Origin of the sequence: Gryllotalpicola kribbensis (assembly GCF_039538245.1) — a bacterium.
Taxonomy (GTDB): Bacteria; Actinomycetota; Actinomycetes; order Actinomycetales; family Microbacteriaceae; genus Gryllotalpicola; species Gryllotalpicola kribbensis.
The window spans coordinates 510,245-524,576 of sequence record NZ_BAABBX010000016.1; the positions used below are offsets into that span (position 1 = coordinate 510,245).

Genomic DNA, 14,332 nt, shown 5'->3' on the forward strand with positions numbered 1-14,332 from the left:
CCCGGGCGATAAGCCCCTTATGGAACGTCTCGGGGGCAGTCGAGGGCGTGGCGCGACGAGGGCCGCGGCGGCGCAGGTCGCGCTACGCGCTCAGCACGTCGAGCGCGTGCTGCAGATCGGCCGGGTAGTCGGTGTTGAACTGCACCCACTGCCCCGTGCCCGGGTGCTCGAAGCCGAGCTGAACCGCGTGCAGCCACTGGCGGGTGAGACCCAGGCGCGCCGACAGCGTCGGGTCGGCGCCGTACAGCGCGTCGCCGACGCACGGGTGCCGCTGCGCCGCCATGTGCACGCGGATCTGGTGCGTGCGCCCCGTCTCGAGGTGGATCTCGAGCAGGCTCGCCGACGGGAACGCCTCGATCGTCTCGTAGTGCGTCACGGACGGCTTGCCGCCCGACACCACGGCGAATTTCCAGTCCGACTTGGGATGCCTGCCGATCGGCGCATCGATCGTGCCCGCGAGCGGGTCGGGGTGCCCCTGGACGACGGCGTGGTAGATCTTCTCGACGGTGCGGTCGTGGAACGCGCGCTTCAGCATCGTGTAGGCGTATTCGCTCTTCGCGACCACCATGAGCCCCGAGGTGCCGGCGTCGAGACGGTGCACGACGCCCTGCCGCTCGGCCGCGCCCGACGTCGAGATGCGGTAGCCGACTGCGGCGAGTGCCCCGACGACGGTCGGCCCTTCCCAGCCCACGGACGGGTGGGCCGCCACGCCGAACGGCTTGTCGACGACCACGAGGTCGTCGTCGTCGTGAACGATCTTGAGCTCGGGCACGGCGATCGGCACGACCTCGGGGCCGCGGCGTTCCTCCCACGACACCTCGAGCCAGGACCCGGCCGTCAGGCGGTCGCTCTTCCCGACGGGGCGGCCGTCGAGCAGCACTCCCCCGGCTTCCGCGACCTCGGCCGCGAACGACCGCGAGAAGCCGAGCAGGCGCGCCACCCCCGCATCGACTCGACTGCCTTCGAGCCCGTCGGGGATCGAGTAGCTACGCGTCTCCATCGCGGTGCTCTTCCGAGGGGCGCACATCGGGCGCGGCATCCGCCACAGCGGCGCCGTTATCGGCATCGGACGAGGACGGACGCCGCCCGTCGAGCCCGACGCCGAGCAGCGTGAGGATCAGGAACAGCGCCATCGCCGCGACGATCGCGGAGTCTGCGAGGTTGAAGATCGCCGGCAGCAGGGGGATCTTGATGAAGTCGATGACCTCGCCCTGGCCGAACCCCGGCGGGCGGAACAGCCGGTCGTAGAGGTTGCCGAGCAGGCCGCCGAGCAGCAGGCCGAAGACGATCGCCCACCACACCGTGCGGATGCGCCGGGCGTACCAGATGACGAACGCGAACACCCCGATCGCGATGATCGTGAAGATCCAGGTCGAGCCGGTGCCGATCGAGAAGGCCGCGCCCGGATTGCGGGTGAACAGAAAGACGAGCAGGTTCCCCAGAACGGGAACCTGCTCGCCTTCTGTGAGGTGCGCAAGAACGAGCGCCTTGGCCACCTGGTCGACGAGAAGAACGAAGACGGCTACGGCGGCGAGGACGACGATCGCGCGGACGCTGACCTTCGCGGAGGCGCTACGCTCCAAAGCCCTGGTAGCTCGGAGTCGAGCCCGTGTTCTGCGCAGACACCGGAGCGGCGCCGGTGTTCGCAGCGACGCTGCCGCTGCCCGAAGCGTCGAGGTCGCGCAGCTGGCCCTCGATGTAGCTCTTCAGCTTGGCGCGGTAATCGCGCTCGAAGGTGCGCAGCTCGTCGATCTTGTTCTCGAGCGTGACGCGCTGCTTGTCGAGGATCGCGATCTGCTCCTTCTGCTTCGACTCGGCCTCGGCCACGAGGCGCGCCGCGGTCGCGTGGCCCTCGGCGATGAGCTCGTCGCGCTTGGCCTTGCCCTCGGCGACGTGCTCTTCGTGCAGGCGGCGGGCCAGCTGCAGCAGGTTGTTGGTGCTCTGCGTCTCGTCGACGTCCGACGGCGCGGCAACCGGAACAGCCGTGGTCGGGGCGGGAGCGGCCGCGGGAGCAGGGGCGACGGCGGGAGCAGGAGCCGGCGTCTGGGCCGCACCACCGCTGCGCTGCAGCTCGGCGACCCGCGAGTCGGCGGCGACGAGGCGCTGCTTCAGCTCGTCGTTCTCCTGGTTGAGGCGACGCAGCTCGACGACGACCTCGTCGAGGAAGTCATCGACCTCGTCCTGGTCGTAGCCCTCGCGGAACTTCGTCGGCTGGAACCGCTTGTTGACTACGTCTTCCGGAGTAAGCGCCATGGCTTTCCACCCTTAGCTTTCGAATCGGGAACGTCAGGGACGTGTTGGACCAAACTTAGCAAACCAGACTACCCGCCCGGTGATCGCTCAGACGAGTGCGAACAGCCCCACGAGGTACATCGCGATGACGACGCACAGCATCGTGATCGGCCAGCCGAAGTCGAGCGCGACGGGGCCGAAGGACACCGGTGGCAACAGCCGGCGGAAGAGCCGGATGGGCGGGTCTGTGACCGTGTACACCGCTTCTGCGGCGACGAGGCCGGCACCCCGGGGGCGCCAGCCGCGCCGCAGCGCGCGCACCAGATCGAGCACGAATCGCGCCCACATGGTGAGGAAGTAGATCAGCAGCAGGTAGTAGACGACGCTGGCGACGATCGCGAGGGCAAGCACTCTAGAAGTATCGCGGAGGTGCCTGGCTCAGGCCTGACCGTCGGCGCTCAGGCCTGAGCGAAGAACGACGCGTCGCCCTCGCCGGCCGCCTTCTGCTCACCCAGCACTGAGACGTGCTGCGGCGAGAGCAGGAAGACCTTGTTCGTCACGCGCTCGATCTTGCCGAGCAGACCCTGCGAGAGACCGCTCGCGAAGTCGATGAGGCGGCGCGCGTCGCTGTCGTTCATCTGCGACAGATTGATGATCACCGGGATGCCGTCGCGGAATGCTTCGGCGATCGCCTGCGCGTCGCGGTACTGGCGCGGGTGCACCGTGAGGATCTCGTTCATCTCAGGAACCGCCTGTGCTCGAACGGGGGTGTTCTTGCGGATCGGCACGACGGGCGCGCGCTCGGGGCGCGGCTGCGGTGCCGGAGCAACCGGCGATGCCGCCTGCTGCGGGGCGTGGCTGACCGGCGCGCTCTCGCGCGGCTGATCCTCCTCGTACTCGAACTCTTCGTCCGCGAGACCGAGGTAGACCATGGTCTTCTTGAGCGGGTTGGCCATTTCGTCCTCCGTTGCCGTGCTCGATATGCCGCGCCCGAAATGCAGTGGCACTGTCTGCTGACTGGGCCAGATTAACGTGGCGCAGGCCGCGAACCCGTGATTGCCGTCCCGATGCGAAGGTGTGTCGCGCCTTCGAGGATCGCCTCGCGGAAATCTCCGGACATGCCCGCCGAGATGGCGCGGGCCTCGGGCGCGAGCGAGCGCAGGCGATCGGATGCCTCACGCACGCGGGCGAACGCCGCGCGCGGCTCCTCCCCCAGCGGCGCGACGGCCATCACCCCGAGCACGCGCAGGCCGGGCGCGGCGAGGGCGCGTTCGGCGAGAGGCTCGAGCCGGTCGGGTGCGACGCCTCCGCGCTCGGGGTCGTCGGTGAGGTTCAGCTGCAGGAAAACCTCTGTGACCTCGCCCGCGGGGTCACCGTCGCGACGCGCGAGCGCCTCCACGAGGGCCGGGCGATCGACCGAGTGCACGATGTGCGAGTAGCGCCGCACCTGCCGCGCCTTGTTCGACTGCAGCTGGCCGATGAAGTGCCACGTGAGGTCGTCGAGCTCGGCGAGCTCGGACGCCTTGGCCATCGCCTCCTGGTGGCGGTTCTCGCCCACGTTCCGCACGCCGAGGGCGTGCAGTTCGCGCACGAGGCCGGCCGGGTGGAACTTCGTGACGACGATGGTCGTCAGCTCGTTCTCGCTGCGGCCGGCCGCACGTGCGGCATCCGCGATCTCGGCTCGCACCGCGGCGAGCCGCTCTGCGAGATCAGGCAAGGTCTACTTCAGAAAATCAGGGATGTCGATGCCGTCGGCGTCGTCGAAGTCGCGGTCTGCGGGAAGCGTCGGCGCCTCGGCGGCGGGGGTCGGCTCCCAGGCGGCGACGGGCAGGTCCTCGGGCGCGAGCGCGGCGGTGTCCTCGCCGGCGACGGCGGTCTTCGAAGCGGGCTCGGTCGTGACCGGCTCGGCGCGGTGGGCGCCGGGGTCGGACTTCGCATTGGGCTCGCCGCCGTCGAAGCCGGCCGCGATGACCGTGACGCGCACCTCGTCGCCGAGGGTGTCGTCGATCACGGTTCCGAAGATGATGTTGGCCTCGGGGTGCACGACCTCTTGCACCAGGCGGGCCGCGTCGTTGATCTCGAAGATGCCCAGGTTGCTGCCACCCTGGATCGACAGCAGCACGCCGCGCGCACCCTCGATCGAGGCCTCGAGCAGCGGGCTCGCAACGGCGAGCTCGGCCGCCTTGATCGCGCGATCGGCCCCGCGCGCGGAGCCGATGCCCATGAGTGCGGAGCCCGCGCCCTGCATGACCGACTTCACGTCGGCGAAGTCGAGGTTGATGAGACCGGGGGTCGTGATCAGGTCGGTGATGCCCTGCACACCGGCGAGCAGCACCTGGTCGGCCGTGGTGAACGCCTCCATCATCGAGATGCCGCGGTCGCTGATCTCGAGCAGGCGGTCGTTCGGCACGACGATGAGGGTGTCGACCTCCTCCTTGAGCCGCGCGACGCCCGCTGCGGCCGAGTCGGCACGGCGCTTGCCCTCGAAGCTGAACGGCTTCGTGACGACACCGATGGTCAGAGCGCCGATCGACTTCGCGATGCGGGCCACGACGGGCGCACCGCCGGTGCCGGTGCCGCCGCCCTCGCCCGCGGTCACGAAGACCATGTCGGCGCCGGCGAGCGCCTCTTCGATCTCCTCCGCGTGGTCCTCTGCGGCGCGGCGCCCGACCTCAGGGTCCGCGCCCGCGCCGAGGCCGCGCGTGATCTCGCGGCCCACGTCGAGCTTCACGTCGGCGTCGCTCATCAGCAGCGCCTGCGCGTCGGTGTTGATGGCGATGAACTCGACCCCGCGCAGGCCGAGCTCGATCATGCGGTTGACGGCGTTGACGCCGCCGCCGCCGATGCCGACCACCTTGATGACGGCGAGGTAGTTCTGGTTAGTGCTCACGCTCTGGCCTCCGCGTTGAACCTGCGCTCAACCTTCAACCTCAAGTAGAGGGTAAAAGTTATGCTCGGTATGCATTTCCTTCACCTGAGGGTAGGGCGCGGCATCCGAACGCCCGCCGTGTATCTGCGCGTGTCGCCGTTATTCGCTCGAAAACGAGGCGGCCCGAGTCGCGTCAGCGCGTGATCGGCGCGCGCGGGCTCGACACGTCGTAGACGGATGCCCCCGCCGCACCCTTCAGCAGAGCTTGAAGGTCGGCGGTCTTGAGGTCCATGTCGCCCGTGCCGCCCCAGATGACCCGCTTGCCCCCCTTCAGCGTGAAGGTCACGTCGTTGGCGCCGGTCGCGCTCGCGCCGGTCACGCTGGTGCGCACCGTCGAAGGCAGCGCCGCGATCACGGCCGCCGTTGCCGCGAAGCCCGTCGACTTCTCGGGCTGCTCGCCCTTCGGCACGGTGATGATCGGCAGACCGGCGGCCGGCGTCGCCCCGGCCGACAGCACGACACCCGCCTGATCTACGACCTCGTAGCTCGAGCCCTGCTTGACCACGCCGAGCGGCGTGCGCTCGGTGATGCGCACGACGAGCGTCGACGGCGGCTCGAGCTGCGTGCTGTACGACTCGATGAGGCGGAAGTCGTCGAGGGCGTGCGCCACGTCGGCCGACCTCACGAGCGGCAGCGGGGTGCCGAGCTCGCCCGCAAGCGCCTTCTGGACCTCGGCGGCTTTCACGTTGTGGGTGCCGACGACCTCGATGTGCCGCAGCGACATCACCGGCGAATACGCGGTCACGACCGCGCCGCCGAGCACCAGCACGACGAACCCGGCGATGCCGAGCTGGATCTGCCTGCGTCGGCGGGTGCGTGCCGTGAAGCGCCGCGCCTCCTCGCGCTCGATCCTTCGCCGGGCCGCGACCGCGCGGCGCAGTTCGCGCCAGCTCGCGAACCTCGAGGCGGGGGCCGCCGGGGAATCCGCCTCCGGGCGCTCCGATGGCCGCGTGTCCTGCGGCCGCGCGGGCCCGTCGAGGCGCTCGCTCGTGCTCAGGCCGACCGGGCGCGCGATCGGCTCGCGCGGCTCGGACTCGCGCGGCTGAGAGTCGCGCGTTCCGGCCCCACGTGCGGTGACGGATGCCTGCTGCTGCGGCTCGCGTCGAGTGGGCGCGCTCGGCGGCGGTGGTGTCCGCTGCGCGGGTCCGCTGGGCCGACGCATCCGCTCAGGCTCCTGCCTGCTGCGGGTGCGCCGCCTCGAGCGCGTCGAGCAGCTGCGGCACGATGAGGTTCACGTTGCCGCAGCCGAGCGTGATGACGAAGTCGCCGCGCTGCGCGAACTGCGCCGTGAAGTCGGCCGCCTGCTGCCAGTCGGCGATGAACGCGACCTTCGATGGGTCGCGGAAGCGCTCGGAGACCAGCGCGCCCGTCACCCCGGGAACCGGGTCTTCGCGGGCGCCGAACACGTCGAGCACGACGGTCTCGTCGGCGTACCGCTCGAGGGTGTCGGCGAACTCCTGCGCGAGGCGCTGGGTGCGGCTGTAGGTGTGCGGCTGGTGCACGGCGATGAGCCGCCCGTCGCCGACAACCGAGCGCGCCGCCTCGAGCACCGCCTTCACCTCGGCGGGGTGATGGGCATAGTCGTCGTAGACGCTCACTCCCCCGACGGTGCCGTGCAGCTCGAAGCGGCGGTGCGTGCCGCCGAATGCCTCGAGCGACGCGATCGCCGTCTCGGGGGCGACGCCGAGGGCGGTCAGCACGGCGAAGGCACCCGCCGCGTTGAGCGCGTTGTGCCGGCCGGGCACCCGCAGCCGCCCGCGGTAGCTCTCGCCGCGCCACTCGAGCGTGAAGGCGACCGGCCCCTCGGCCGTGATCGAGGTGACGCGCACGTCGGCGCCCTCGCTCTCGCCGAAGGTCACGACGTTCCGGTGCGAGATACGCGGTGCGACGGCGCGTGCGCCCGCATCGTCGGCCGAGATCACGACCAGCTCGCGCGCCCGGTCGGCGAAGGTCACGAAGGCGTCTTCGACGGCGGCATATGAGCCGTAGTGGTCGAGGTGGTCATCGTCGATGTTGAGGATCAGGGCGACGGAGGTGTCGTAGAGCAGGAACGAGCCGTCGGACTCGTCGGCCTCGATGACGAAGAGGCCGGACTCGCCGTGCCGCGCGCTCGTCTCGAGGCCCTCGATCACGGCGCCGTTGACGAAGCTCGGGTCGGCGCCCGCCGCCAGCAGCGCCGTCGAGATCATTCCGGTGGTCGTCGACTTGCCGTGCGCGCCGGCGACCGCCACCAGTCGGCTGCCGCGAGCGAGCCAGGCGAGCGCCTGCGAGCGGTGCAGCACGGGAATGCCGTGCGCGAGCGCGTATTGATACTCGGGGTTGTCCTGCCAGAGGGCGCCCGTGACGACGAGCGTATCGGCGTCGCCGACGTTGGCGGCGTCATGGCCGATGCGGATGCCCGCCCCGAGCTCGGACAGCGCGCGGGTGTACTCGCTCTCGGCCCGGTCGGAGCCCGTCACGGGAATCCCTGCGGCGAGGAACAGGCGCGCGACGCCGTTCATGCCCGACCCTCCGATGCCGACGAAGTGCGCCTTCCCGATGGACTCGGGCAGCGGCATCGACAGGTCGGGCTTGATCACGGGTTCCAGTATCTCCTTGCTGTGCTCGCGGGCAGGTCAGGCGGGCCCGGTCAGGCCTCGGCCGCCTTGATCAGGGCGACGAGGCGCTCGGCGCCGTCGCGGACGCCGACGGATGCCGCGGCCGCGGACATCGCCGCGATCCGCTCCTCGTCCTGGAGCAGCGGCAGCAGGTGCGCCTCGACCCAGTCGGGGGTGAACTCCCGGTCCTCGACGACGATGCCGCCGCCCGAGCTCACGACGTCGGCGACGTTGAAGCGCTGCTCGCCGTTGCCCACCGGGTAGGGCACGTAGACGGCGGGGATGCCGAGCGCGGTCAGCTCGCTGACCGTGGCGGCGCCGGCACGGCTCACGACGAGATCGCACGCGGACAGCGCCTGATCCATGTCGTCGACGTAGTCGACGAGGTGGTACCCCGGCAGACCGGGGTCGCTGAACTCGCGGGCCCCGCCCTGGATGTGCAGCACCTGGTACCCGGCGCCGAGGACGCGCTGCGCCGAGTCGAGCATGGTGCGGTTGACGCGGCGCGCGCCGAGCGACCCACCCGTGACGAGCAGCACGGGGCGGTCGTCGAGGCCGAAGCGCCGGCGGGCGCCGGCGCGCGCGGCCGACCGGTCGAGCGTCTCGATCTCAGGGCGCAGCGGCATGCCGACGAAGCGGGCGTGCGGCAGCGGGGTGCCGCGGAAGGCGACGCCCACGCTCCGGGTGAAGCGGGCGCCGAGCCGGCTCGCGAGGCCGGGCTTCGCGTTCGCCTCGTGCAGCACGAGGGGCGTGCGCGTGCGTCGTGCCGCGAGATAGGCCGGGGCCGCGGCATAGCCGCCGAAGCCCACGACGACGTCGATGCCGCGCTCGGCGATGAGCTTCTCGATCTGCTTCACCGCGGCCCACCAGCGGCCGGGGAAGCGCAGCGCGGCGGCGTTGGGACGGCGCGGGAACGGCAGCTTAGGGATCGTCGCGAGCTCGTAGCCGCGCTGCGGCACGAGGCGCGCTTCGAGGCCCTCTGCCGTGCCGAGCACCACGATCTCGGGGCCGCCTGCCGGGGCATCCGCCGCCGCATTCGCCGCGTGCAGCGCACGCAGCTTGTCTGCGGTCGCGAGCAGCGGATTCACGTGGCCGGCGGTGCCTCCACCGGCGAGAAGGTACGTCGTCACTGCTTAAGGCTAGCCCGGGCCGAGAGGCCGCCCCTGCGCGCGGCACGGCTCTCCTCACGGGCGAACGAGAGCACGATGCCGAGGGCCGCGAGCGTCGAGATGAGGGCCGTTCCGCCCGACGAGATCAGGGGCAGCGGCACCCCGAGCGCGGGGAACAGCCCGACGACGACCGCGATGTTGATGATCGCCTGGCCGATGATCCAGACCGTGACGCCGCCCGTGACGGCACGGCCGAACACCGTGTTCGCCGAGCGGATGATGCGCAGCAGCACGAACGCCAGTGCGACGAACAGCAGCAGCACGAGCACGGCGCCGACGAGGCCGAGCTCCTCGGCGGTGACCGAGAAGATGAAGTCGGTCGACGACGCGGGCAGCCAGTTCCACTTCGACTCGGAGTTGCCGAGCCCGACGCCGAAGATGCCGCCGTTCGCCATGCCCCACTGACCCTGCAGCACCTGATAGCCGGAGCCGTTCGGGTCGGCCGCCTCGGGGTGCAGGAACGCCTGGATGCGGTCGACGCGGTTCTTCGTCGAGAAGCCCAGCACGAGGGCGCCCGCGGCCCCGGCCGCGCCGACGAGCAGCAGCTGCCACAGCGGGATGCCCGCGAAGAACAGCGCTCCGATCAGCACCAGCCCGACGATCATCGTCGTGCCGAGGTCGTTGCCCTTCATGATCAGGAAGAGCGGCACGAGGCTGATCAGGATGACCGGAACGAGCGCCTGCCCGATCTGCGTCATGCGCGCCTGCTTGCGCGTCAGGAACATGCCGAGCCACAGCACGAGCGCGATCTTGATGAGCTCGGAGGGCTGGAACAGGATCGGCCCGAGCCTCAGCCAGTTCGTGTTGTTGTTGATGCCATAGCCGAGCGGCGTGAAGACGACGAGGCACTGCAGCGCGCACGCCCCGAGCAGAGCGAGCCACGCCCATTTCTGCCAGAACCGTGCGGGGATGCGCGAGACCACCAGCATCATCGGAACGCCGATGATCGCGTAGAGGCCCTGGTTCATGAACTTCGCGAAGAAGCTCGAGCCGTCGGCGTGCGAGGCGACGTAGGACGACGACAGCACCATGAGCAGCCCGAACGCGACCATGAAGAGCGTGAGGCCGAGCAGCATGAAGTAGTTGGCGGATTCCGCCTCGAATGCGCGCCCGAGCGAGATGCGCGCCGTGTGCATCGCGCCGCCCGTTCGGGCGCCGGCGGAGAACCGCGGCACCCTGCGCTGGCCGGCTTGCGTAGTCACCTGGCCATCCTCACAACGGATGCCCGACCTCTCGGCTCGGCGCGCCGAGCTCATCCCTTCAAGACCGCTGAGAGCGCCCTTCACCCCGCGAGATGCTTGCGGACCGCCTCGGCGAACTTGTTGCCGCGGTCGGCGTAGTCCGCGAACTGGTCCATCGAGGCAGCGCTCGGGGCGAGCAGCACGGTGTCGCCGTCGTGGGCGACGGATGCCGCGAATCGCACGGCCTCCTCCATGACGCGCTCTCCCCCGGCGGCCCCGGCTTGCGCGACATCCCCCGTCACTTCGAACAGCGGCAGCTCGGGCGCGTGCTTCTGGAACGCGGTGCGCAGCTCGTCGCGGTCGACGCCGATCAGCACGGCGCCCCGCAGCCGCGCGACGTGCGCGGCCACCAGCTCGTCGACGTCGACGCCCTTGAGCAGGCCGCCGACGATCCACACCACCGACGGGAACGCCTTCAGCGAGGCATCCGCCGAGTGCGGGTTCGTCGCCTTCGAGTCGTCGACCCAGGCGATGCCCCCGGCGACCGCGACGGTCTCGATGCGGTGCGCATCGAGACGGAAGGTCTTCAGCGCCTCGTGGATGACGCCGGTCTCGACACCGAACGACCGCGCCAGGGCCGATGCCGCGAGGATGTTCGCCACGACATGCGGGGCGCCGAGCCCGGCGGCGGCGAGCTCGTCGAGCGTCGTCAGCTCGAGCGCCGTGTGGTGCCGCTCATCGAGGAAGGCGCGGTCGACGACGATGCCCTCGATCACGCCGAAGTCGCTCGGCCCCGGCACGCCGAGGCCGAAGCCGATGGCTCGGGCGCCCTCCTCCACGTCGGCGTCCTCGACCATCTTCATGGTCGCCTCGTCGGCCTTGTTGTAGACGCACGCGACCTTGGTGTTGTCGTAGACCTTCGCCTTCGCGGCGCGGTACGCCTCGAAGGAGCCGTGCCACTCGAGGTGGTCCTCTGCGATGTTGAGGCACACGCTCGCGTACGGGTGCAGCTCCCCCGCGGGCCCGTGGCCGTAGCCCTGCCCGTTGATGCGGTGCAGCTGGTGGCTCGACAGCTCGATCACAAGCACGTCGAAGCCCTGCGGGTCGCGGATCGCATCGAGCACGGGAACGCCGATGTTCCCCGCAGGCGCGGCACGCAGCCCCGCCGCTGCGAGGAACGTGGCCGTGAGCTGCGTCGTGGTGGTCTTGCCGTTGGTGCCGGTGATCGTGATCCACTCGGCCGGCGATCCGTCGGGGCGCACGACCTTGTCGCGCAGGCGCCAGGCGAGCTCGATGTCGCCCCACACGGGAAGGCCCGCGTCGCCCTCGGCCCACTGCAGCAGGGGGTGCGACGGCGGGAAGCCGGGGTTCGCGACGACGAGCTGCGGGTCGAAGTCGAGCAGTGGCTGCGGCGGGCCGCCTGCCAGCACATCGAGGCTCTCGTCGACCACGAGCTCTGCCCCGATGACGGCCAGCAGCTGCGAGCGCTCAGCGTCGGCCTGCTGCGTGACAACGAGCACCTCGCAACCCAGCTCGACCATGGTGTCGGCGACGGAGAACCCGGTCTTGCCGAGCCCGAACACGGCGACGCGCAGCCCCTTCCAGGCATCCGTATGCCAGGAACTCAGCGCCTCGAAATCGACGGAGGCCGCGTGCCGCCCTGCGTGCTGCTCGGTCAACTGACGCTCAGCCACTCGAGGTAGAAGGTCCCGACGCCGGCGGCGACGAGCAGACCCGCGATGATCCAGAAGCGCACGACGATCGTCACCTCTGCCCACCCCTTCAGCTCGAAGGTGTGATGGATCGGCGTCATCAGGAAGATGCGCTTGCCGTGCGTGATCTTGAAGTACGCGCGCTGCAGGATGACCGACCCGGCCTCGATGACGAAGAGGCCGCCGATGAGGATGAGCAGCAGCTCGGTGTGGGTGAGCACGGCCAGGGCGCACAGCGCGCCACCGAGGCCGAGTGAGCCCGTGTCGCCGAGGAAGATCTGCGCGGGGTTGGTGTTCCACCACAGGAATCCGACCAGGGCGCCCGTGATCGCCGCGGCCACGATCGCGAGCGACAGCGGGTCGTTCGTCGTGTAGCACTTCGCCAGGTTGTCCTGATCGATCGTCGGGCTGAAGCACGACTGGTTGAACTGCCAGAAGCCGATGAAGATGAACGACCCGATGGCGAGGATCGATGCGCCCGGTGCGAGGCCATCGAGCCCGTCGGCGAGGTTCACGCCGTTGGTCGTCGCCGCCGCGAGGAAGTTCACCCAGATCAGGTACAGGATGATCGCCACCGCGGGCACCGCCGTCGCGATGCGGCCGATGTCGAGCGCGGGCACGTCGCGCACCGCCGAGATGCCGAGGGATGCCGGCGTGTAGCCCTGCGTGTTGGGGAACTGGATCGCGAGGATCGCGAACACGGTCGCGACGACCACCTGGCCGACGATCTTCGCCCAGCCGCCGAGGCCCAGGCTGCGCTGATTGCGCACCTTGAGGAAGTCGTCGACGAAGCCGACGGCGCCCATGCCCACGAGCATCAGGAGCACGAGCAGCGAGCTCGCCGAGATGCCGTCGCCGCCGAACATCAGCGCAGAGGCGAAGAAGCCGAACAGTGTCGCCAGGATGATGATGATGCCGCCCATGGTCGCCGTGCCGCGCTTGGCGTGGTGCGACTGGGGCCCGTCGTCGCGGATGAACTGCCCGAGCTGCAGCCGGTGGAACAGCTTCACGAACAGCGGCGTGAGGAACAGGGAGAAGGCCAGGGAGAGACCGCCGGCGGTCAGAAGAGTCCTCACGAGAACGATTCTCCCAGGCGGTCGCCCAAGAACCGCAACCCGGCCACCTTCGAGCTCTTCACGAGGATCGTGTCGTTGGGCCGCGCGAGCTCGCGCACGAGCTCGAACGCCTCGTCGATCGTCTCGACGTACTGCGACTCGTCGGAGAAGAATGTGCCCTCGCGCATCGCAGAGACATGTACCCGGCGCGCGCCCTCGCCCACCACGACGAGGCGGTCGATGCCGAGCACGACGACGTCGAGGCCGACCTTGTCGTGCTCCTCACCCGAGAACTCGCCGAGCTCGGCCATCTCGCCGACGACCGCGATCGTGCGGCCACCCGGGCGCTTCAGCTTCGCGAGGGTGCGCAGGGCGGCGGCCATCGAGTCGGGGCTCGCATTGTAGGCGTCGTTGATCACCGTGATGCCGTCGCGGCCGCCGAGCACCTCCATACGCCAGCGCTCGGCGCGTGTGAGGGCTTCCAGGCCGGGCACGATGTCGTCGATGCCGACGCCGATCGCGTGGGCCGCCGCGGCGGCGGCCAGCGCGTTCATGACGTGGTGCTCACCGAGCACCTTGAAGGCGACGGATGCCTCAGCCCCGGGCAGCACGAGGGTGAACGACGTCCCCTCGGCGGTCACGACGATGTCGCGCGCGGTCACCTGGGCGCCCTGCCCGAGCCCGAACCACAGCACCTGGCCCGCGGTCGTCTGCTCGGCCATGGCTGCCACCCGGCGGTCGTCGATGTTGAGCACCGCGATGCCGTCACCGGGCAGGTGCTTCACCATCTCGGACTTCTCGGCCGCGACCCCGTCGATTCCGCCGTAGCCGCCGGCGTGCGCGAGGCCGACCTTCAGCACGACACCGATATCGGGCTTGCCGATCTCGACGAGCCGCGCGATGGCGCCTGGCGCGTAGAGCCCCATCTCGGAGACGAGGAAGCGCGTGGATTCCGTGACCCGCAGCATGGTGAGCGGCGCGCCGACCTCGTTGTTGAACGACTCCCTCGGCGCGACGGTCTCGCCGAGCGGGCCGAGGATACTCGCGAGCAGGTTCTTGGTCGTCGTCTTGCCGTTCGAGCCCGTGATGCCGACGACCTGCAGCGCCCCCTTCGCGTGCACGCGAGCGACCACCTCGGTCGCGAGCGCGGCGAGAGCGTCGACGACGTCGGCCACGACGATCTGCGGCACGGTCGCCAGCTCGGGAAGCTCGCGCTCGACGACCAGGACCGCCGCGCCGTTCTCGACGGCCTGAGGCGCGAACAGGTGGCCGTCGGTCGCCTCGCCGCGCTTGGCGAAGAAGATCCCGCCGGGGGCGACCTCACGCGAGTCGGTGGCGGCGAGCCCCGAGACGGTGCGCGAGGCATCCGCCCCGCTCTCGCCGAGGTGAAGGGATCCGGAGACCGCGTCGGCGATCTCGGTGAGGGTCAGTGCGATCATGCGGCCAAACTCATCGGG

Annotated in this window: 14 protein-coding genes; all 14 read right to left on the reverse strand. The window is 70.2% G+C overall.

Annotation, left to right across the window (positions count from 1 at the left end; translation table 11 throughout):
* Nucleotides 1–82: 82 nt before the first annotated feature.
* Complete coding sequence (locus ABD716_RS14750) at nt 83–1,000, reverse strand: RluA family pseudouridine synthase (RefSeq protein WP_344778178.1); 918 nt, start codon at nt 998–1,000, stop codon at nt 83–85.
* Complete coding sequence (gene lspA / locus ABD716_RS14755) at nt 987–1,583, reverse strand: signal peptidase II (RefSeq protein ID WP_344778180.1); 597 nt, start codon at nt 1,581–1,583, stop codon at nt 987–989. Before lspA ends, ABD716_RS14750 begins: the two co-directional genes overlap by 14 nt.
* Entirely contained in the window at nt 1,573–2,253 is a 681-nt protein-coding gene (locus ABD716_RS14760) for a DivIVA domain-containing protein (RefSeq protein WP_344778182.1), read from the reverse strand. The genes lspA and ABD716_RS14760 overlap by 11 nt, the downstream gene beginning before the upstream one ends.
* An 87-nt stretch (nt 2,254–2,340) precedes the next feature.
* The gene (locus tag ABD716_RS14765; RefSeq protein WP_344778184.1) at nt 2,341–2,643 is read right to left on the reverse strand and encodes a YggT family protein; all 303 of its coding nucleotides are present in this window, start codon (nt 2,641–2,643) and stop codon (nt 2,341–2,343) included.
* A 47-nt stretch (nt 2,644–2,690) separates the two neighbouring features.
* Nucleotides 2,691–3,188, reverse strand: coding sequence for a cell division protein SepF (locus ABD716_RS14770; protein WP_344778186.1), 498 nt, complete (start codon nt 3,186–3,188; stop codon nt 2,691–2,693).
* Between the two features lie 71 nt (nt 3,189–3,259).
* Nucleotides 3,260–3,949 carry a YggS family pyridoxal phosphate-dependent enzyme gene (locus tag ABD716_RS14775; RefSeq protein ID WP_344778187.1) on the reverse strand — a complete coding sequence of 230 codons (690 nt, stop codon included), beginning with the start codon at nt 3,947–3,949 and terminating at the stop codon, nt 3,260–3,262.
* A 3-nt stretch (nt 3,950–3,952) separates the two neighbouring features.
* Nucleotides 3,953–5,122 (reverse strand): cell division protein FtsZ, encoded by a 1,170-nt coding sequence (ftsZ, locus tag ABD716_RS14780; protein WP_344778189.1) that lies wholly within the window; start codon nt 5,120–5,122, stop codon nt 3,953–3,955.
* Nucleotides 5,123–5,294: 172 nt separating this feature from the next.
* On the reverse strand, nt 5,295–6,323 hold the full coding sequence (locus ABD716_RS14785) for a cell division protein FtsQ/DivIB (RefSeq protein WP_344778191.1): 1,029 nt from the start codon (nt 6,321–6,323) through the stop codon (nt 5,295–5,297).
* A gap of 4 nt (nt 6,324–6,327) precedes the next feature.
* The gene (gene murC / locus ABD716_RS14790; protein WP_344778193.1) at nt 6,328–7,740 is read right to left on the reverse strand and encodes a UDP-N-acetylmuramate--L-alanine ligase; all 1,413 of its coding nucleotides are present in this window, start codon (nt 7,738–7,740) and stop codon (nt 6,328–6,330) included.
* Nucleotides 7,741–7,790: 50 nt separating this feature from the next.
* Complete coding sequence (locus tag ABD716_RS14795) at nt 7,791–8,888, reverse strand: UDP-N-acetylglucosamine--N-acetylmuramyl-(pentapeptide) pyrophosphoryl-undecaprenol N-acetylglucosamine transferase (protein WP_344778195.1); 1,098 nt, start codon at nt 8,886–8,888, stop codon at nt 7,791–7,793.
* Nucleotides 8,885–10,129 (reverse strand): putative lipid II flippase FtsW, encoded by a 1,245-nt coding sequence (ftsW, locus tag ABD716_RS14800; RefSeq protein WP_344778197.1) that lies wholly within the window; start codon nt 10,127–10,129, stop codon nt 8,885–8,887. Before ftsW ends, ABD716_RS14795 begins: the two co-directional genes overlap by 4 nt.
* Nucleotides 10,130–10,209: 80 nt before the next feature.
* Nucleotides 10,210–11,787 carry a UDP-N-acetylmuramoyl-L-alanine--D-glutamate ligase gene (gene murD / locus ABD716_RS14805; RefSeq protein ID WP_344778438.1) on the reverse strand — a complete coding sequence of 526 codons (1,578 nt, stop codon included), beginning with the start codon at nt 11,785–11,787 and terminating at the stop codon, nt 10,210–10,212.
* Nucleotides 11,784–12,896, reverse strand: coding sequence for a phospho-N-acetylmuramoyl-pentapeptide-transferase (gene mraY, locus ABD716_RS14810; protein ID WP_344778199.1), 1,113 nt, complete (start codon nt 12,894–12,896; stop codon nt 11,784–11,786). Before mraY ends, murD begins: the two co-directional genes overlap by 4 nt.
* Nucleotides 12,893–14,314, reverse strand: coding sequence for a UDP-N-acetylmuramoyl-tripeptide--D-alanyl-D-alanine ligase (locus tag ABD716_RS14815; protein ID WP_344778201.1), 1,422 nt, complete (start codon nt 14,312–14,314; stop codon nt 12,893–12,895). The genes mraY and ABD716_RS14815 overlap by 4 nt, the downstream gene beginning before the upstream one ends.
* Nucleotides 14,315–14,332: the final 18 nt, after the last annotated feature.

Bases quoted from the DNA above. Each gene is read 5' to 3' on its own strand.
- ABD716_RS14750 (WP_344778178.1), bottom strand. From the start codon at position 1,000: ATGGAGACGCGTAGCTACTCGATCCCCGACGGGCTCGAAGGCAGTCGA.
- ABD716_RS14760 (WP_344778182.1), bottom strand. From the start codon at position 2,253: ATGGCGCTTACTCCGGAAGACGTAGTCAACAAGCGGTTCCAGCCGACG.
- ABD716_RS14770 (WP_344778186.1), bottom strand. From the start codon at position 3,188: ATGGCCAACCCGCTCAAGAAGACCATGGTCTACCTCGGTCTCGCGGAC.
- ABD716_RS14785 (WP_344778191.1), bottom strand. From the start codon at position 6,323: ATGCGTCGGCCCAGCGGACCCGCGCAGCGGACACCACCGCCGCCGAGC.
- ABD716_RS14815 (WP_344778201.1), bottom strand. From the start codon at position 14,314: ATGATCGCACTGACCCTCACCGAGATCGCCGACGCGGTCTCCGGATCC.